Annotated in this window: 18 protein-coding genes; 9 read left to right on the forward strand and 9 right to left on the reverse strand. The window is 67.6% G+C overall.

Going from position 1 to position 16992, the window contains the following annotated elements:
• Positions 1-178 precede the first annotated feature (178 nt).
• Both ACXN5S_RS18215 and ACXN5S_RS18220 read left to right on the forward strand, forming a co-directional pair.
• A complete protein-coding gene (locus ACXN5S_RS18215; protein WP_458606908.1) occupies positions 179-661 on the forward strand; it encodes a YciE/YciF ferroxidase family protein in 483 nt (160 codons plus the stop codon).
• A 157-nt stretch (positions 662-818) separates the two neighbouring features.
• The gene (locus ACXN5S_RS18220) at positions 819-2366 is read left to right on the forward strand and encodes a trimethylamine methyltransferase family protein (protein ID WP_458606909.1); all 1548 of its coding nucleotides are present in this window, start codon (positions 819-821) and stop codon (positions 2364-2366) included.
• Positions 2367-2387: 21 nt separating this feature from the next.
• Here the strand turns inward: ACXN5S_RS18220 and ACXN5S_RS18225 are convergent, their stop codons facing one another.
• Entirely contained in the window at positions 2388-2705 is a 318-nt protein-coding gene (locus ACXN5S_RS18225; protein ID WP_458606910.1) for a DUF6477 family protein, read from the reverse strand.
• A 240-nt stretch (positions 2706-2945) separates the two neighbouring features.
• Between ACXN5S_RS18225 and ACXN5S_RS18230 the strand changes: the two genes are divergently transcribed.
• The gene (locus ACXN5S_RS18230) at positions 2946-3986 is read left to right on the forward strand and encodes a DUF6456 domain-containing protein (RefSeq protein WP_458606911.1); all 1041 of its coding nucleotides are present in this window, start codon (positions 2946-2948) and stop codon (positions 3984-3986) included.
• 56 nt (positions 3987-4042) lie between these two features.
• Here ACXN5S_RS18230 and ACXN5S_RS18235 read toward each other — a convergent pair whose 3' ends face one another.
• Positions 4043-5551 (reverse strand): catalase, encoded by a 1509-nt coding sequence (locus ACXN5S_RS18235; protein WP_458606912.1) that lies wholly within the window; start codon positions 5549-5551, stop codon positions 4043-4045.
• Positions 5552-5658: 107 nt separating this feature from the next.
• Between ACXN5S_RS18235 and ACXN5S_RS18240 the strand changes: the two genes are divergently transcribed.
• The 3 genes from ACXN5S_RS18240 to ACXN5S_RS18250 all read left to right on the forward strand — a co-directional run bounded on the left by ACXN5S_RS18240 (position 5659) and on the right by ACXN5S_RS18250 (position 8659).
• Positions 5659-6597, forward strand: a complete 939-nt coding sequence (locus ACXN5S_RS18240) for a LysR substrate-binding domain-containing protein (protein WP_458606913.1) — start codon at positions 5659-5661, stop codon at positions 6595-6597.
• A 21-nt stretch (positions 6598-6618) separates the two neighbouring features.
• Positions 6619-7584 carry a serine hydrolase domain-containing protein gene (locus ACXN5S_RS18245; protein ID WP_458606914.1) on the forward strand — a complete coding sequence of 322 codons (966 nt, stop codon included), beginning with the start codon at positions 6619-6621 and terminating at the stop codon, positions 7582-7584.
• Positions 7585-7732: 148 nt separating this feature from the next.
• On the forward strand, positions 7733-8659 hold the full coding sequence (locus tag ACXN5S_RS18250) for a cation diffusion facilitator family transporter (protein WP_458606915.1): 927 nt from the start codon (positions 7733-7735) through the stop codon (positions 8657-8659).
• Between the two features lie 43 nt (positions 8660-8702).
• Here ACXN5S_RS18250 and ACXN5S_RS18255 read toward each other — a convergent pair whose 3' ends face one another.
• Positions 8703-9251: a redoxin family protein gene (locus ACXN5S_RS18255; RefSeq protein WP_458606916.1), complete on the reverse strand. Its 549-nt coding sequence runs from the start codon at positions 9249-9251 to the stop codon at positions 8703-8705.
• A 275-nt stretch (positions 9252-9526) separates the two neighbouring features.
• On the opposite strand from ACXN5S_RS18255, the gene lipA reads away from it, so the two are divergent.
• Positions 9527-10483, forward strand: a complete 957-nt coding sequence (gene lipA / locus ACXN5S_RS18260; protein ID WP_458606917.1) for a lipoyl synthase — start codon at positions 9527-9529, stop codon at positions 10481-10483.
• 263 nt (positions 10484-10746) lie between these two features.
• Here lipA and ACXN5S_RS18265 read toward each other — a convergent pair whose 3' ends face one another.
• From ACXN5S_RS18265 to ACXN5S_RS18285, 5 genes are read right to left on the reverse strand one after another with little or no spacing between them, the layout of a single operon-like run.
• Positions 10747-11442: a M48 family metallopeptidase gene (locus tag ACXN5S_RS18265; protein WP_458607013.1), complete on the reverse strand. Its 696-nt coding sequence runs from the start codon at positions 11440-11442 to the stop codon at positions 10747-10749.
• A gap of 27 nt (positions 11443-11469) precedes the next feature.
• The gene (locus ACXN5S_RS18270; protein ID WP_458606918.1) at positions 11470-12666 is read right to left on the reverse strand and encodes a vWA domain-containing protein; all 1197 of its coding nucleotides are present in this window, start codon (positions 12664-12666) and stop codon (positions 11470-11472) included.
• A 5-nt stretch (positions 12667-12671) separates the two neighbouring features.
• Positions 12672-12842 carry a hypothetical protein gene (locus tag ACXN5S_RS18275; protein ID WP_458606919.1) on the reverse strand — a complete coding sequence of 57 codons (171 nt, stop codon included), beginning with the start codon at positions 12840-12842 and terminating at the stop codon, positions 12672-12674.
• 4 nt (positions 12843-12846) lie between these two features.
• Complete coding sequence (locus ACXN5S_RS18280; RefSeq protein WP_458606920.1) at positions 12847-14208, reverse strand: DUF2927 domain-containing protein; 1362 nt, start codon at positions 14206-14208, stop codon at positions 12847-12849.
• Positions 14208-14660 carry an N-acetyltransferase family protein gene (locus tag ACXN5S_RS18285; protein WP_458606921.1) on the reverse strand — a complete coding sequence of 151 codons (453 nt, stop codon included), beginning with the start codon at positions 14658-14660 and terminating at the stop codon, positions 14208-14210. The genes ACXN5S_RS18280 and ACXN5S_RS18285 overlap by 1 nt, the downstream gene beginning before the upstream one ends.
• 262 nt (positions 14661-14922) lie before the next feature.
• Here ACXN5S_RS18285 and ACXN5S_RS18290 point away from each other — a divergent pair, with 262 nt between their 5' ends.
• Positions 14923-15534 (forward strand): SRPBCC family protein, encoded by a 612-nt coding sequence (locus ACXN5S_RS18290; protein ID WP_458606922.1) that lies wholly within the window; start codon positions 14923-14925, stop codon positions 15532-15534.
• Here ACXN5S_RS18290 and ACXN5S_RS18295 read toward each other — a convergent pair.
• Positions 15512-16351 (reverse strand): AAA family ATPase, encoded by an 840-nt coding sequence (locus tag ACXN5S_RS18295; protein WP_458606923.1) that lies wholly within the window; start codon positions 16349-16351, stop codon positions 15512-15514. The two genes, ACXN5S_RS18290 and ACXN5S_RS18295, sit on opposite strands and share 23 nt — an antisense overlap.
• A 196-nt stretch (positions 16352-16547) precedes the next feature.
• Between ACXN5S_RS18295 and dksA the strand changes: the two genes are divergently transcribed.
• Positions 16548-16970: an RNA polymerase-binding protein DksA gene (dksA, locus tag ACXN5S_RS18300; RefSeq protein ID WP_458606924.1), complete on the forward strand. Its 423-nt coding sequence runs from the start codon at positions 16548-16550 to the stop codon at positions 16968-16970.
• Positions 16971-16992: the final 22 nt, after the last annotated feature.

The following is a 16992-nucleotide window of genomic DNA, read 5'->3' on the forward strand; positions in this document are numbered from 1 at the left end:
AGCGGCGCAAGAGCCAGCACCCCTCAAGCGGGCCGGCGCGCAATACGGCCGCAGGCGAAGGGCCGCCCATGCCCATCGTTTAACATTTGTTGCGCAGCACGGGGCGGAACGGCGCTGCCAGAGCGGACGTTGAGCGATCAAATGCAGCGATTTTCGCTGCAGCCCGAAGGAGGCACCCATGAAGGATCTGCAAGACCTGTTCGTCCACTTCCTGCGCGACATCTATTACGCAGAGAAGAAGATCGCGAAGACGCTGCCGAAAATGGCCCGCAAGGCCGAGGCCGCCGAGCTGAAGGAAGCCTTCGAATCGCATCTCGAAGAGACCGAGGGCCATATCGCCAACCTCGAGAAGGTGTTCGAATACCTCGGGCTCAAGGCCCGCGGCGTCACCTGCGATGCGATCAACGGCATCCTCGACGAGGGCGCCGAGATCATGTCGGAGACCGAAACGCCCGATGCCCGCGACGCCGGCATGATCGCCGCCGCGCAGGCTGTCGAGCATTACGAGATCACCCGCTACGGCACGCTGATCGCCTGGGCCAAGACTCTGGGCCACAATGGCGCGCTGGAACCGCTGCAAGCCAACCTCGACCAGGAATACGCGGCGGACAAGAAGCTCTCCGGCTTTGCCGAGAAAGGTCTGAACAAGGAAGCCGCCTGACCCCGCGCGCTTTCTTCGACAGCCGGCCCGGGCGGAAGCGCCCGGGCCGTTTGCATGTTGATGTCGTTTTCGCCCCACAGAGGGCGCAAAATCGGCTTCGGCCTTAACCTTCTGCGCGTATCAGGCTCGAAACTGGCCGGATCTCGGAGGGCGAGACATGAACGACGTGGCAGAGCGCAGGCGCGGCAGGGCGGGCGGCGGCGGGGCGGCACGGCGCGCCGAGCGAACCGCCATCAGCTTCGAGACGGCCCGCTACATCGAGCGCAACGTTCCGAATCTGGAAGTGCTGAACGCCGAGGCCATCGAGATCATCGAGGCCAATGCCGAGCAGGTGCTCGAAGAGATCGGCGTCGCTTTCCCCGACAATCCCGGCGCGCTCGAGCGCTGGCGTCAGGCCGGCGCTGATGTGCAGGGCGACCGGGTGCGCCTGCCCAAGGGCCTTGCCCGCGAGCTGGTAAAAACGGCGCCCTCGACCTTCACCCAGCATGCCCGCAACCCGGCCCGCAATGTCGAGATCGGCGGGCGCAACCTCGTCCTCGCCCCCGTCTACGGCCCGCCCTTCGTGCGCGACGTGAACGGCGGTCGCCGCTACGCGACGATGGCCGACTTCGAGAAGTTCGTGAAGCTCGCCTACATGTCGAAGTGGCTGCACCACTCCGGCGGCACCGTCTGCGAGCCGACCGATATTCCGGTGAACAAGCGCCACCTCGACATGCTGCTGGCGCACATGACGCTCTCCGACAAGCCCTTCATGGGCTCGGTCACAGAGCCCTCCCGCGCGCAGGACAGCGTCGACATGGCGAAGATCCTGTTCGGCGCCGATTTCGTCGACCAGAACACGGTGATGACCTCGCTGGTCAACATCAACTCGCCGCTCACCTTCGATGCCACCATGATGGGCGCGCTGGAGGTCTATGCCGCCAACAACCAGGCGGCCATCATCTCGCCTTTCATCGTCGGCGGCGCCATGGCGCCCGTCTCCGTAGCCGGTACGCTCACGCAGGTGCTGGCCGAGATCCTGGCCGGTGTGTCTTACAGCCAACTCGTGCGCCCCGGCGCGCCGGCCATCGCCGGCGCCTTCGTCACCTCGATCGACATGAACTCCGGCGCCCCCACCTTCGGCACGCCCGAGGCCTCGATGATCACCTATGGCGCGGGCCAGCTCGTGCGCCGGCTGGGGCTGCCGTATCGTTCGGCGGGGGCCTTCTGCGGCTCTAAACTGCCCGATGCGCAGGCCGGCTACGAGAGTGCCAATTCGCTGAACATGGGCTTCCTCGCCGGGGTGAACTTCATGCTCCACTCGGCTGGCTGGCTTGAGGGCGGGCTTGTCGCCAGTTTCGAGAAATTCGTGATGGATGCCGACCAGCTCGGCGTGCTCCACAGCCTTGCCAAGGGCGTCGACAGCTCGGAAGGCGCGCAGGCGATGGATGCCATTCGCGAGGTCGGCCCGGGCGGCCACTACCTTGGCTGCGCCCATACCCAGGCCAACTTCAAGACGGCGTTCTGGCGCTCTGAAGTGCTGGACTACAAGCCCTTCGAAACGTGGGAAGAAGATGGCGCCCGCAGCACCGAAACGCTCGCCGCGGTGCGCGTTGAAAAGCTGCTGGGCCAGTATGTTGCCCCGCCGATGGATCAGGGCATCGCCGACGGGCTGCGCGCTTATGTCGATGAGAAGAAGGCCTCGATGCCCGACGCCTTCTCCTGACCCCCTTGCCGGCCTGCGCCATCACGCGCGGGCCGGTTCTTCAGCCTCCTCGCCCCGTGCCGCGGCCCGCAGATGCCGGGCCTCGCCCATCAGCGCGATCAGCAGCTCGATATGGTGGGGGATGGCGTAATCCGCCGTGCCGGCGAGCCGCCGGGCATTCTCCTCTGCCTCGATGTCGAGCAGCGCCATTACCGCCTCGCCAGAGCGGGGTGGCGCGATGCAATGCAGCAGCCGGGGCAGCATGTGGTCGCGCCGGTACTCCTCGACCCCCGCACGCGCCGCCCGCACCAGCAGGCGCGGTCGCTGTAGCTGCCCGATCCGTCCCAACACATCCTGCATGGCCTGTCTCCTCTCGGCACTCGTGACGGCGGCACTCTGGCACGGGAGCAGGGGGCGTTGCCGGAACGGGCGGAAGAGGGCGGCCGGGCGGGCCCATGCGTTCGCAGACAGGTAACCTCCGTTACCAAGGTCCTTACTGTTTACCGAACGGTAACAATACAACCTCAGGTTGTGGGAACGGAAACCATGATCCGGGGTCCGCCCCGGGGGGTGAGAGCTGGCCATCTGGGGGTGCCTGATATGGAAATGACACGAGCCGGAGCTGCCGATCACAAGGGCGCAGGCCTGCCGGATTGGGTGCCCGAAGCGGTGCACCACTACCTCAAGCATACCGAAGGGGGCCGCCCGATCCGTGCGCTGGCGCGGGCGGCGGATGTGCATGCCTCTACCATCCTGCGCCAGGTGCGGCGGATGGAGGCGCGCCGCGACGACCCGCTCGTCGACGGTGCCCTGCGCCGTTTGGCCGAGGACAGGGCCGCGATGGCCACAGAGCCCGGCTTCGAGCGGCAGGCCGCCCGGCTGCTCACACGGCTGGCGCGGCCCCGCACCGTGCTGGCGGTGGCCCGCGACATGGAGATGGGCGTCGTCGTCGTCGAGGATGAAGACGGCGCGCTCCACCGTGAAGCGACGGTGGAGCGCGGCTTTGCCGAAACGCTGGCCCTGCGCGAATGGATCGAGCCGCAAGACCCGGGCGCCCGCGTCATGCGCTACGTGCTCACCGCCGCCGGTCGGGCCGCGCTAAAGGCCATGGCGCCCACGGGCTTCGCCGAGGCGCAGGCGCCCTTCCGCCAGATCGGCGAAGAGGAAAGCGACAGCCGCCTGCGCCACATGCGCTCGACCCTCGCCGAAAGCCCGCTGGCCGGCCTGTCGCGGCGGCGCGACCGCGAGGGCCGCCCCTTCCTGCCGCGCCCGCTTGTCGCTGCCGGTGAGCGGATGCGCGAGGATTACGAGCTGTCGCGCCTCGGCGCGGCGCTGAAACCGGCGTGGGAGGCGCATGTCGAGGCTGGAGGCCCGGCACCCTTCGATCCGCCCTCCGCCGCCCCGGGCGATGCGGGGGCAGAGGCGGCGCGCGCCCGGCTGCTCACAGCGCTGGAAGAGCTCGGCCCCGGTCTCGCCGATGTGGCGCTGCGGTGCTGCTGCTTTCTGGAAGGCATGGAACCGCTGGAGCGACGCATGGGCTGGTCGGCCCGGTCGGGCAAGGTGGTGCTGCGCATCGCTCTGGAGCGGCTCCAGCGGCATTACGACAGCGCCGAGGGGCCATACGCCCCGATGATCGGCTAGGGCCAATGAAAAGGGGCGCCGCCGGGGCGCCCCTTTCCGATCTCTGTCGTGCCGCCTTACTTGGCGTGCACCGGCGTGTCATCAGTCACCGGAATGGCGACCTCGGGCTTGGGATGCTTCAGCTCCTTGCGCACGCCGGCCTCGTAATCGGGGTGCACCCGGCCGAGCACGGCGAGCCAGCGCTCGCGCACCGGGTCCGACGTCGGCGCCATGGCGGCGGCCATGTTGCTGTGCAGCCGGTCACGCTCGGCCTGGTCCATCACCTCGGCATAGAGTGCGCGGGGTTGCACGAAGTCGATTTCCGTCACGTCCTGGGTGTAGCGGAAGGCCTCGGGGTCGATCTTCAGCGGCGGTTCGGTGACCGAGGGGTCGGCCACCGGCGCGTCGCTGTACTGGTTCGGCTCGTAATAGGCATCGGCATTGCCCACATCGTTCTGGAAGAAGCGCATCGCGCCGTCCTTGTGGTAATGCACCCGCTGCGCCACCGCCGCCGGGGCATTGGCGGGCAGGGCCTCGTAATGGGTGCCAAGCCGGTAGCGATGCGCATCGGCATAGGCGAAGATCCGGCCCTGCAGCATCTTGTCGGGGCTGAAGCTGATGCCCGGCACGATGTTCGACGGCGAATAGGCCGCGTTCTCGACCCACTGGAAGTAGTTCTCGACGTTCTGGTTCATCTCCAGCGTGCCGACCGGGATGAGCGGGAAGTCGTCATGCGGCCAGACCTTGGTGAGGTCGAACGGGTTGAACGACACCTGATGCGCCTGCTCTTCTTCCATCACCTGGATGCAGAACTCCCACTTCGGGAAATGGCCCTCTTCGATGCTGTTGAAGAGATCCTCCTGGTAGCTCTCGCGGGTCTTGCCGATCAGCTCCTGCGCCTCTTCGTTGGTGTAGTTCTTGATCTCCTGCTGGCAGCGGAAATGGAACTTCACCCAGTAGCGCTCGCCGGCATCGTTCCAGAAGCTGTAGGTGTGGCTGCCGTAGCCGTGCATATGCATCGGGTTCACCGGGATGCCGCGATCCGACATCAGGATCGTCACCTGGTGCACCGATTCCGGCTGGCCGGCCCAGAAATCGAACATGGCCTCGGGTGAGCGCATGTTGGTCTTGGGGTGGCGCTTCTGGGTGCGGATGAAATCGGGGAACTTGTAGGGGTCGCGCACGAAGAAGATGGGGGTGTTGTTGCCCACCATGTCCCAGTTGCCCTCTTCGGTGTAGAACTTCAGGGAGAAGCCGCGCACGTCGCGCTCGGCATCGGCGGCACCCTGTTCGCCGGCCACGGTGGACCAGCGCGACAGCACCTGCGTCTGCTTGCCGACCTCGCTGAAGAGCTTGGCGCGGGTGTATTTGGTGATGTCATGCTCGACCGTGAAGGTGCCGAGGGCGCCCCAGCCTTTGGCATGCACCACGCGCTCGGGGATGCGTTCGCGGTTCTGGTGAGCCAGCTTCTCGATGAGCTGGTAATCCTGCATCAGGATCGGGCCGCGCTCACCCGCGGTTTTCGATGTTTCGTTGGTGGGGACGGGCGCGCCGGCGGTGGTTGTCAGGCGGGGTTTGTCAGCCATGGGGAAGCCTCCTTGCTAGTCTCGGAATCCCGAGTTTGGGCGCATCATGCTCCCTCGCCGCCATAATTGGAAATTGCATTTCCTGCTCTCAGGCATAAGCTCGCCTAATGGATAGGTTCTCTCTCAAGCAGCTTGGATATTTCGCGGCGCTGGCCGAGGCGGGCAGCTTCAGCCGGGCCGCAGAGCTGGTGCATGTCACCCAGCCGGCGCTCTCGCAGCAGGTGCGCGCGCTGGAAGAGGCGCTGGGCGCCCGGCTGGTGGAGCGGTTGCCGCGCGACGTGCGGCTGACGGCGGCGGGGCAGGAGGTGCTGGCCCGGGCGCGGCGAATCCTGGCGGAGGTCGACGACCTCAGCCAGGCGGTGCGCTGGCGCGACGGGCTGTCGGGGCGGCTCAACCTGGGCGTCATCCCCACGGTCGCGCCCTATCTGCTGCCGACGGCGCTCACGCGCATCCGCAGCCGCGACCTGACGATGGAGCTGCGCATCCGCGAAGCGCAGACCGACCGCCTGCTCGAAGAGCTGCGCCGTGGCCGGCTCGACGCCGCCATCGTGGCCCTGCCGCTGACGGAGCCGGGACTCGTCGCCCGGCCCATCGCCACCGACCGCTTTCTGCTCGCCGGCAGCCGCGCCCGCCTGGCCGCCATGGCACCGCGGGCAGAATCGCTGCGGCCCCGCGAGCTGACGGCCGACCAGCTGTTGCTTCTCGACGAGGGCCATTGCCTGGCCGATCAGGCGCTGGAGGTTTGCGGTCTCTCGTCACGCCGGCAGACCGATCTGGGCGCCTCGTCGCTCTCAACCCTGGCCGGGCTGGTGGCCGAGGGCTACGGGCTGACGCTGCTGCCGGAGCTGGCGCTGCGCACCGAATGCGCCGCGGCGCCGGGGCTGGCGCTGATGCGCTTCGCGGCACCGGAACCGGCGCGCGAGCTGGCCCTGGTGCGGCGCGCCAGCTCCAGCGATTCCGGGTGGATGGAGGAGCTGGGTGTGCTACTTTCCGAAGCAGCCCAAGAGCTTATCGGCGCCGCGCGCGAGCAGCGCCCGCCCGCCTGATCCAAACCGGAAGGACAGCCCATGCGCTCACTCCCCCTCATCGCCGCCAGCCTGGCGACCTGCCTCACCGCCTTTCCTGCCCACGCGCAGGAGAGCATCCCCGAGCGTGTGGAGGCCGCCTGGCGCGGCTGGGCAGAGGAGGGCGGCACCGAGGTCTCCACCCTCGCAGTGATGCAGAACGGCGAGCTGGTCGGCGAATACGCGATGGGCACCGAGCCCGATGCGGCAATGCCGCTGGCCAGCCTCACCAAGGCCATCACCGCCGGCTGCGCCGACGCGGTGCCGGGGCTGACGGCAGACACCAAAGTGGGCGACCTGCTCGGCGCGGGCGGCCCGGCGGCCGAGGCGCGCCTTGGCGATCTGATGACTCATACGGCCGGCATCTGGCCCGATAGCACGCAGGGCAATGCCGCGGTGAACTTCTCGGATACCCCGATGATCCAGGAGGTCGCCGCCGTCGCCCTTGGCCGCGACCCGCAGCAGGGAACGCCCGGCACCTATGCCTACAACAACGAAAACTACGCCCTGATCGGCGCGATGATCGAGGAGGCGACCGGCGAGAGCTATGCCGAGGCCTGCGACGCCGCGCTCTTCCAGCCGCTTGGCCTTGAGACGCCGGTGTTGGACGGCCCCTGGGCCGCGCATGGCTCCTGGGGCGGCTGGTCGATGTCCGCCGCCGATTTCGCGCGCTTCGTTCGGGCGGAATTCGGGCCGGAGGGCCGCGTGGGCGCAGACCCCGCCGCCTGGGATATCGCCGAGCTGGGCGGTGGGCTGGGCACGCTGGCGGGCGTCCTCTCTGCCGATGTGGAGGGGCGGCGGTTCTACTGGTCGTTCGGGCAGCTCTGCTGGAACGGGGCGGGGGACGGCAGCTATTTCGCCAGCTACGGCGGCGAGTGGGTCGTGGTGGTCATGCATGGCGATTGCATCATGGACGATGCCAGGTTGCAGGCGCTGGATGCGGTGCTGTTCGGCGCTGTGTTTCAGTAGCAGCGCGGCGTCTGGCCGGGCAGGGGGCTGTCTGCCCCCCGCCGCCTGTGGCGGCTCCCCCCGAGGATTTCCAGGAGCAAAGACAGGGGGGCCGGGCTGAGGGGGGCGGGCGCGGCGGTAGGGTGCCGAAGGTTCGAAGGGACAAGGTATGGCGGGCGACGATCACGGGCACGATCACGCGCATGGGCGTAGCCATGGCGGCGGGCACGATCATGGCCACAGCCACGCTGGGCACGCGCACGGGGGCGCGCGGGCGCTGGGGCTGGCCGCAGGGCTGACAGGCGTCTTCATGGTGGCCGAGATTGTCGGCGGCCTCGTCTCTGGCTCGCTGGCGCTGCTGGCGGATGCCGGGCACATGGCCACCGACCTCGCCTCGCTGCTGCTCGCCTTCTTCGCGGTGCGCATGGCGCGGCGGCCGGCGGATGCGCGGCGCAGCTACGGCTTCGACCGGGTGTCGGTGCTGGCGGCCTTCGTGAACGGCCTCGCCCTTTTCGCCATCGCCATCTGGATCAGCTTCGAGGCCATCGGTCGTTTCCTAGACCCGGCGCCCGTGCTTGGCGGGCTGATGCTCTGGGTCGCCATCGCGGGACTGCTGGTGAACATCCTCGCCTTTCGCATCCTGCATGGCGCCGAGGGCGGGCTGAACACGCGGGCGGCGGCGCTGCATGTGATGGGCGATCTGCTCGGATCCGTCGGCGCCATCGCGGCGGCGCTGATCATCCTCTGGACGGGCTGGACGCCGATCGACCCGATCCTCTCGGTCGTCGTCTCGCTGCTCATTCTACGCTCCGCCTGGCGGGTACTGGGCGAGGCGGGGCATATCCTGCTGGAAGGCACGCCGCGCGGCTTCGACCCGGCGGCAGCGCGGGCGCGGCTGGCCGAGGCGGTGCCGGGCGTGACCTCTGTCGATCACCTGCACGCCTGGTGCATCAGCGAAGAGCGGCTGATGGCGACGCTGGAAGCCGACCTCGCGGCGGGCGCCGAGGCAGACGCCGCACGGGCGGCGATCAAGCGGGTGATGGAGGAGGAATTCGGCATCGGCCACGTCACGGTGGAGATGCGGCAGGGCGCGTGACGCGCGGGGGTGGGAGAGGCCCGGTGGCCTCCCCCGGAAAGCCTCAGGCGGCTTCGGTCTGGCGGTTGGCCTTCAGCCAATCCATGACGTTCTCGGGCGAGGTTTCGCCGTAGGGGTCGTCGGCGCAATTGTCGACGAGGCCGGGCTCTTCGAACCAGGCTTCGACCTTGCCGTCATTCACGACAGCCGCGTAGCGCCACGACCGCATGCCGAAGCCGAGGTTGTCCTTGTTGACCAACATGCCGATGCGCCGGGTGAAGGCGCCAGAGCCGTCGGGGATGACCGAGACATTCTCCAGCCCCTGGGCCTTGGCCCATTGGTTCATCACGAAGGCATCGTTGACCGACATGCAGTAGATCGCGTCGATGCCCTCTTCAGCGAATTCGCCGGCCATCTTTTCGAAGCCGGGCAGCTGGTAGGTGGAACAGGTGGGGGTGAAGGCACCGGGCAGCGAGAACAGGATGACGCGCTTGCCGGCGAAGTAATCGGCAGTGGTCTTGTCCTCCCACCGGAAGGGGTTGGGCCCCTCGATCGTCTCGTCGCGGACGCGGGTGCGGAAGGTCACTTCGGGAAGTTTGACGCCGGATTGCATCGGGTTCGTCCTCTCTTGCAGTTGAATCTCGTCTCCTCCTGCCCCGGGACATGTCTCAAAGCGCGGCTCTGTCCAAGCGGTGGCGGGCGAAAAGGCGGGGGCCTTTTGCCGCAGGTGCGAAGGAAGGGTCAACCCGGCGCCGGTTGCGCGCGCTTTGGGCAATCTATTGATAACGCTAGGGTGTCGCGCGGTGCATGGCGGGCTTGCGGGCGACGGCTTGGACAATTGGCGCCCGAGGGTCTAGATCAGACGCAAAGGTCAGGAGGAGCCGACCCTTGCGCGATCTCAAGATCCCTCAGCAGCGTCACCCCGAAAAGGCACATCGCCCCGATCAGGCGCCCCAGCCAAAAAAGCCCGACTGGATTCGCGTGAAGGCGCCGACATCCGAAGGCTACCGGCAGACCCGCGAGATCATGCGCGAGCACCGCCTCTCCACCGTCTGCGAAGAGGCCGGCTGCCCCAATGTGGGCGAATGCTGGAGCCAGGGCCACGCCACCATGATGATCATGGGCGAGGTCTGCACCCGCGCCTGCTCGTTCTGCAACATCGCCACCGGCAAGCCGCCCGAGGCGCTCGACGTCTTTGAGCCGGGCCGCGTCGCCGACGCGGTGAAGAAGCTGGGGCTGAACCACGTGGTGATCACCTCGGTCGACCGCGACGACGTCGACGACGGCGGGGCGGAGCATTTCGCCCAGACGATCCGCGCCATTCGCCGGCAATCGCCGGGCACGACCATCGAGATCCTCACGCCCGATTTCATCCGCTCGGCCCCCGGCTCGCTTGAGGTGGTCGTGGCGGCCAAGCCCGATGTCTTCAACCACAACCTGGAGACGGTGCCGGGGCTCTACCCCGAGGTGCGCCCGGGCGCGCGCTACTTCCATTCGCTGCGGCTGCTCCAGCGGGTGAAGGAGCTCGACCCGACGATGTTCACCAAGTCGGGCATCATGGTGGGGCTGGGCGAAGACCGGCAGGCCGTGATTCAGGTGATGGAGGACATGCGCGCCGCCGACATCGATTTCCTCACCATCGGCCAGTACCTGCAGCCGAGCCCGAAGCACCACCGGGTGGACCGCTTCGTGACGCCGGAGGAATTCGCCAGCTACGAGAAGGCGGCCTACGGCAAGGGCTTTCTGATGGTCTCAGCGACGCCGCTGACGCGCTCTAGCTACCACGCGGGCGACGATTTCGCGCGGCTGCGGGAGAACCGGCTGGCGAAGCTGGGGATTGCCTGAGGGGCACGAGCGCCGGGCTGAAAGCCACCACGCTATCGGTTCCACTTCTCGCCCCGCCCGGAATCAAGCCGAAGGCGCCGGGCGAGCGCCTGCCCGTCCCGGCGGGCTGGCGCTCTGGTGACGGCAGCGCATAGCCCGCCGCGAAGAGGGGCTTTTCTGGCATAGATCAAGAAGCGGCGCCGTAGTGGCGCCACCCCACGGGCAGGCGCTCTCCCGGCGCGGATAGATCGGGGCCTAGGAGCGAGAGAATTGGTCGCTCTTTGCTACCCCTCGATCCCCCATTTCGCCTCGTTCGCCTCGATTGCCTTGATGCGCTCCGCCGTCTTCGGATGGCTCATCATCCAGGCCGGCATGGCGCCCTGCGGCCCGCCGCCTCCCGCCAACCGGTCGAGCTTGCGGAACAGGCTCTTCTGCGGTCCGGCGCCGATGCCGGCCTTGGCCAGGAGCGCCGTCGCATAGGCATCTGCCTCGAATTCCGCCCCGCGGGAGAGGCGCGAGGTGACGAGGCTCGTCAGGAACCCCGCGATCATCGTGCCGAAGCGGGGGATGAACCGCCCCAGCGTCATCGCCAGACCGGCGCGCAGCGCGTTCTCCACCGCGAAGGTGATCTGCCGCCGCCGCCCGTGGCCGAGTGCGATATGGCCCAGCTCATGCGCCACCACGCTCGCCAGCTCTTCGGCGCTGACATGGCCCTGGCGGAAGCGGTCGTGAAAACCACGGGTGATGAAAATGCGGCCGTCGGGCGCGGCGAGGCCGTTCACCTGCGGCACGTCGTAGAGGAACACCCGCACACGCGGGAGGTCGAGCGCCTTGGCCATGCGCGTCAGCACCGGCCGCAGCGCCGGGTCCGCCAGCTCGACGGAGCGCTCGTTCAGATCCTTCGCCGTCCGCCAGACGGAGAAGCGCCAGACGACGATTCCCCAGGCGAGGGCGATGATGAGGGGCATGAAGCGCAACAGCATGGAAGGAATATGGGGCCTTCGCGCCTAGCGCGCCAGCACCCCCATCCCTTTCGTGAGGCCGTCGAGCGTGAGCGGCACCATGCGCTCCTCGCCGATCAGGGCGCGCACCATGCCGATGCTCTGGGTATAGCCCCAGACATGCTCGCGGATCGGGTTGATCCACAGGCTCTCGGGCCAGTGATCGAAGGCGCGGCGGAGCCAGACCTCGCCGGCCTCCTCGTTCCAATGCTCGTTCGCCCCGCCGGGCACGGCCAGCTCGTAGGGTGACATCGAGGCATCGCCGACGAAGATCGCCCGCCACTCCGGCCCGTAGCGGCGCAGCAGCTCTATCGTTGGGGTCTGTTCCTGCCAGCGCCGGCGGTTGTCGCGCCAGACGCCCTGATAGAGGCAATTGTGGAAGTACACCTGTTCCAGCGACGAGAACGAGGTGCGGGCGGCCGAGAATAGCTCCGAGACCCGCGCCACATGCGCATCCATCGAGCCGCCCACGTCGAGGAACAGCAGCACCTTCACGGCATTGCGCCGCTCCGGCCGGGTTTTCACGTCGAGCCAGCCCTGCTTGGCGGTGGCGCCGATGGTGCCCGGCAGGTCCAGCTCCTCCGCCGCGCCGTCGCGGGCCCAGCGGCGCAGGCGGCGCAGGCGGCGCAGGGCCACCTGGATCGACCGCGTGCCGATCTCGACATCGCCGTCGAGATCGCGGAACTCGCGCCGGTCCCACACCTTGGCGGCGCTCTGCTTGCGGCTTTCGTGCTGGCCGATGCGCACGCCCTCGGGGTTGTCGCCATAGGCGCCGAAGGGCGAGGTGCCGGCGGTGCCGACCCATTTGCTGCCACCCTGGTGGCGTCCCTCCTGCTCGGCGAGGCGCTGGCGCAGCGTCTCCATCAGCGCATCGAAGCCGCCGAGGCGCTCGATCTCGGCGCGCTCTTCGGGGGAGAGGTGCAGCTTGGCCTGCTTCTCCAGCCAGTCGGGCGGCAGATCGAGCGCGGCCAGCACATCCTCCGCCGAAAGAGCCTCCAGCCCGCCGAAGCTCTGCGCGAAGGCGCGGTCGAACCGGTCGATATGGCGCTCGTTCTTCACCAGCGCGGCGCGGGCGAGGTGGTAGAAGGCGTCGATGTCGTAAAGCGCCAGCCCGGCGCGCAGGGCGGCCAGCCAGGTGAGGAATTCGCGAAGGGAAACAGGCACCCCGGCTTCGCGCAGAGCCGCGAAGAAGGGCAGAAACATCTCGCCTAGCCGGCGGTGCGCAGCACGACGATCGTCACGATGACGCCGATGATCGCGCCGATCACGCCGCAGACGGCGCCCCATTGCGCCATGTCCTTGCCGTTGCCGGACTTGGCGTAGGCCCGCCAGGCACCGATGACGGCGCCGATGATTAATCCCACCAGGGAGAAGAGCATGCTGTTATCCGCTTTCGCCGGGGCTGAGCCCCTCGATCTCTCTTTGCCGCGCCCGGACGACGCTGTCGGCGCCATAGCCGTATCGCGCCCAGCCGAGCGAGTCCATCGTCAGCGCCTGCGCCTCGTCGTTGCGTCCGAGCAGGGTCAGGCCCTGGGCACCAACCATCATCAAGGTCGAGAGGAGGGCCGCATTCTCGGCCCGACGCGCGACCGCGATGGCGGGCTCCGTCAGGCGCAGCACCTCTTCGGCGTCACCGTCTTCCAGGGCAAAGGCGGCGAGCTGCAGGGCCACATGGGCGCCGTGCAGGCTTGTGTCAGGCGCCTGCGCGAAGAGCAGGGCGGAGTTCTGGAAGGCAGAGCGGGCACGGCCGCGGTCGCGCCCCAGCTCCAGCCGGCCGAGCACGTACCAGGCGATGCCCTGCTGCGGGGCGCTCAGCCCCAGCGTCTGAGCCTGGTTCACCGCATCCGCGGCGGCGCGGCGGCGGGCACCGGGCGAACCGGAAGAGGCGAGCGCCGTTTCCAGCAGGTCCTGCCAGGCGCGCGGCGTCGAACTGTATCCGCTGGAGGGGCGCGATTGGCCGGCAGGATTGTAGCGCGCCAGCAGCCCCGGCAGCCGGGCCGCGGCCTGCGCCCGTGTGGTGCCAGAGGGCAGCTCCGGCGCGTAATAGGCCTTCAGCATCAGCATGTCGAAGCCGGTCAGCACGGTGTGGATGTCGTCATCGTTGAAGATCGAATCCGTCAGTCGGTAGAGGTCGTTCAGCGGCCCCAGCGCCTGCGCCAGCTCTTCATGCAGGCAGTTGCGAATCTCCTGCGGCGCGGCATCGGAGGGGATGAAGACAGAAGCATGCTCTCGCTTCGTCAGCGTGGCCCAGTCGAGCGCGGCCGAGCGGCGGTTGGCGAGGAAATCCTGCCAGCCCTGAATGCGCGGCACCACGAAGCAGGCGGCGCGCGGCACGGCGGCGTTGAGCTCCGATTGCGGCACCGCCTCGACGATGATCGAGGCTCCGGGCTGATCGGTGAGGGAGATGTTGATGCCGGCCTCGCTGCGCAGGCGGCTGAGCAGCACTGTCAGGTCGTTGGCGAGGGTCGCCGGCACCGCGCCGGTGAGCTGCAGCGTGATCGGCTCTTCGAAGCGGGTCATGATCGGCAGATCGCGCCCGCTTTCGAGCTGGAAGCTGAGATCGAGGAAGTCGCGGGCCATCTCGGCATTGCTGCGCGTCGGCGGCGCGGCAGCGCGGGCCGAGAAGCTGCGCATCGGCGGCAGCGACGAGGACGAGATGACCATGTTGCTCGCAGCACCGCCTGTTTCCGGCACCGGGGCGCAGGAGGCGAGCAGGATCGCGAGGCTGACGAAGACCGCGCGCATCAGACCTTCCGCTCGTAGACGATGAAGGGGCTGAGCGTGCCGATCCGGTCATAGAGCTGCCGGGCAGTGGCGTTGAAATTCTGTGTCATCCAGTAGACCTTCCCCGCCCCGGCGGCGTCGCTGGCGGCATAAACCGCCTCGATCAGCGCCCGGCCGACGCCCTGGCCGCGCACCGCGGGATCGGCAAAGAGATCCTGCAGGTAGCACACCGGCTCTACAACCCATGTCGAGCGGTGAAAGACGTAATGTACCAGCCCGACGGGGGTGCCGTTCTGCACGGCAAGCAGTGCCTGCATCTCGGTCACCGCAGGGTCGGCCAGCCGGGTGAAGGTGCTTGCATAGACCTCTTCGGTGACGCTCGACTCGTAGAAATCGAGATAGGCCGCCCAAAGGCGGCGCCATGACGAGGCATCGTCGGCCTCTAGCGGGCGAATGACCAGATCACTGCTCATCGGGATAGGCGCCTCTCTTCTCCCGCCCTGTTCTGTGCCGGGCTGGGCCTTTTGGCAACCATGCGGCAGCAGATGCCCGCCTGCACGGGGAAAAACGGCGCCCACACGAAGGTTTGCGGGCCCCGTGGCACGAAAGGCGCGCCAGATGGGCCGGCAGGCGCGGCGCGCCAGGCGCAAGCTCCCGCGCATTAAAGCTTTGTGAAGGGCCGCGCGATAGAGCCGGGGCATCCCCGAATACCAGGGGTCTGTGAAGGAGTTTGCGATGCGCAAGGACAATCCCTCAAACGCCCTTCGGATGACCCGCCTGTTCGAGGCGCCGGCCGCTTCAGTCTATGCCCTGTTCACCCGCGCGGAGCTGCTGCGCGAATGGTTCGGCGCCGGCTTCGGCCGCGCGGCTGCCGATTGTAGGATCGATCTGCGCTGCGGTGGTCGTTGGCAATTGCTGGTCGATGGCCCGGACGGGCGCGAGCTGGTGTCGGGCGTGTATCACGAGATACTGCCGCGCCAGCGGGTGACGTTCAGTATCGACAAGCCGCAGGCGGGCTCTGTCGTTACTGTCGAGCTGCACGAAACCGACGAGACCTGCGAATTGCGCCTGCTGCAGACGGGCTTTCCAGATTTGCCATCGATCGACGCGCAGGCCTTCGCCTGGGTTCATGCCTTTCGCACGATGGAGGAGGTGACAGCCCATACCGGCGGGCGCGGCCCGAACTGGGAGGGGCCGCCCGACATGCCGCTGATGGCTCTGGCGGCCGAGCTGCGCTCCACCCGCCAGCGGCTGGAGGATGAGATCACCGCGGTGAACCGGCCCTTGCACATCGCGCCGCCCCCGAAGCTGCTTGAGGCGGCGGTCAGCTCTGCCGCCGGCTCATGAAGGCGAGGCGTTCGAACAGCGCCACGTCCTGCTCGTTTTTCAGAAGCGCGCCATGCAGCCGGGGCAGGGTGTCTTTGGCATCCGCGCGCAGATCGGCAGCGGTCAGATCTTCGGCGAGCAGCAGCTTCAGCCAGTCGAGCACCTCGGAGGTTGAGGGCTTCTTGCGCAGCCCCGGCGTCTCGCGCAGCTCGAAGAAACGGGTGAGCGCGACCGTCAGCAGCTCTTCCTTCACGCCTGGATGATGCACCGCAACGATGCGCCGCAGCGTCTCGATGTCGGGGAAGCGGATGAAGTGGAAGAAGCAGCGCCGCAGGAAGGCGTCGGGCAGATCCTTCTCGTTGTTAGAAGTGATGATAACGATGGGCCGCTGTTCGGCCTGCACCGTCTCGCCCGTCTCGTAGACATGGAACTCCATGCGATCGAGCTCTTGCAGCAGGTCGTTCGGGAACTCGATATCCGCCTTGTCGATCTCGTCGATCAGCAGCACGCAGCGCTCGGGCGCCGTGAAGGCCTCCCAAAGCTTGCCGGGGCGGATGTAGTTGCGCACGTCATGCACGCGTTCGTCGCCGAGCTGGCTGTCGCGCAGGCGGCTAACGGCATCGTATTCGTAAAGGCCCTGCTGGGCGCGCGTGGTGCTTTTGACATGCCATTCGATCAGCTTCAGCCCAAGCCCCTCGGCCACCTGGCGGGCCAGCTCTGTCTTGCCGGTGCCGGGCTCGCCCTTCACCAGCAGCGGCCGCTCCAGAGTGATGGCGGCATTCACCGCGATCATCAGGTCGGGGGTGGCCACATAGGCCTCTGTGCCGTCGAATCGCATGCCGGCCTCCTTGCTGCGGTGATGCCGGCGTTGTGACGGCTCAAGGCGGGCGCGTCCATCCGGCGACAGGTTTATGGTGGGTTAAGAGGGGTGACTTATTTCAATGGCCGGGGTAAAGGAACGCCAGATCACAAGGGGGTACCGGATGTTTGGGGAACTCAAGGAACCCGGCGACGGTCTTGCTAAGGGAGCTGCGATGAAGGCCGAGGCATTTCTGCCGGACGATTATCGTCCCGCCGAAGATGAACCGTTCATGAACGAGCGCCAGCTCGAATACTTCCGCCGGAAACTCGTGACATGGCGGACCGAAATCCTTTCAGACAGCCGTGACACCATCACTGGCATGAAGGATTCCACCCGCAACATTCCGGATATCGCCGACCGCGCCAGCGAAGAGACCGACCGCTCTCTGGAGCTGCGCACCCGCGACCGCCAGCGCAAGCTGGTATCGAAGATCGACGCCGCTCTGCGCCGGATCGACGAGGGCGAATACGGATATTGCGAGATCACCGGCGAGCCGATCTCTCTGAAGCGGCTCGATGCGCGGCCCATCGCCACGATGAGCCTTGAGGCGCAAGAGCGCCATGAGCGCCGCGAAAAGGTCCATCGCGACGATTGATCTTTGTTAGGCCGGGGCCTTT

The sequence above is a fragment of the Pseudoroseicyclus sp. H15 genome, assembly GCF_054353345.1.

What these genes read in the sequence shown, in the direction of transcription:
- ACXN5S_RS18215 (WP_458606908.1), top strand. Translation starts at nt 179, where the DNA reads ATGAAGGATCTGCAAGACCTGTTCGTCCACTTCCTGCGCGACATCTAT.
- ACXN5S_RS18220 (WP_458606909.1), top strand. Translation starts at nt 819, where the DNA reads ATGAACGACGTGGCAGAGCGCAGGCGCGGCAGGGCGGGCGGCGGCGGG.
- ACXN5S_RS18225 (WP_458606910.1), bottom strand. Translation starts at nt 2,705, where the DNA reads ATGCAGGATGTGTTGGGACGGATCGGGCAGCTACAGCGACCGCGCCTG.
- ACXN5S_RS18230 (WP_458606911.1), top strand. Translation starts at nt 2,946, where the DNA reads ATGGAAATGACACGAGCCGGAGCTGCCGATCACAAGGGCGCAGGCCTG.
- ACXN5S_RS18235 (WP_458606912.1), bottom strand. Translation starts at nt 5,551, where the DNA reads ATGGCTGACAAACCCCGCCTGACAACCACCGCCGGCGCGCCCGTCCCC.
- ACXN5S_RS18240 (WP_458606913.1), top strand. Translation starts at nt 5,659, where the DNA reads ATGGATAGGTTCTCTCTCAAGCAGCTTGGATATTTCGCGGCGCTGGCC.
- ACXN5S_RS18245 (WP_458606914.1), top strand. Translation starts at nt 6,619, where the DNA reads ATGCGCTCACTCCCCCTCATCGCCGCCAGCCTGGCGACCTGCCTCACC.
- ACXN5S_RS18250 (WP_458606915.1), top strand. Translation starts at nt 7,733, where the DNA reads ATGGCGGGCGACGATCACGGGCACGATCACGCGCATGGGCGTAGCCAT.
- ACXN5S_RS18255 (WP_458606916.1), bottom strand. Translation starts at nt 9,251, where the DNA reads ATGCAATCCGGCGTCAAACTTCCCGAAGTGACCTTCCGCACCCGCGTC.
- ACXN5S_RS18270 (WP_458606918.1), bottom strand. Translation starts at nt 12,666, where the DNA reads ATGTTTCTGCCCTTCTTCGCGGCTCTGCGCGAAGCCGGGGTGCCTGTT.
- ACXN5S_RS18275 (WP_458606919.1), bottom strand. Translation starts at nt 12,842, where the DNA reads ATGCTCTTCTCCCTGGTGGGATTAATCATCGGCGCCGTCATCGGTGCC.
- ACXN5S_RS18280 (WP_458606920.1), bottom strand. Translation starts at nt 14,208, where the DNA reads ATGCGCGCGGTCTTCGTCAGCCTCGCGATCCTGCTCGCCTCCTGCGCC.
- ACXN5S_RS18285 (WP_458606921.1), bottom strand. Translation starts at nt 14,660, where the DNA reads ATGAGCAGTGATCTGGTCATTCGCCCGCTAGAGGCCGACGATGCCTCG.
- ACXN5S_RS18290 (WP_458606922.1), top strand. Translation starts at nt 14,923, where the DNA reads ATGCGCAAGGACAATCCCTCAAACGCCCTTCGGATGACCCGCCTGTTC.
- ACXN5S_RS18295 (WP_458606923.1), bottom strand. Translation starts at nt 16,351, where the DNA reads ATGCGATTCGACGGCACAGAGGCCTATGTGGCCACCCCCGACCTGATG.
- dksA (WP_458606924.1), top strand. Translation starts at nt 16,548, where the DNA reads ATGAAGGCCGAGGCATTTCTGCCGGACGATTATCGTCCCGCCGAAGAT.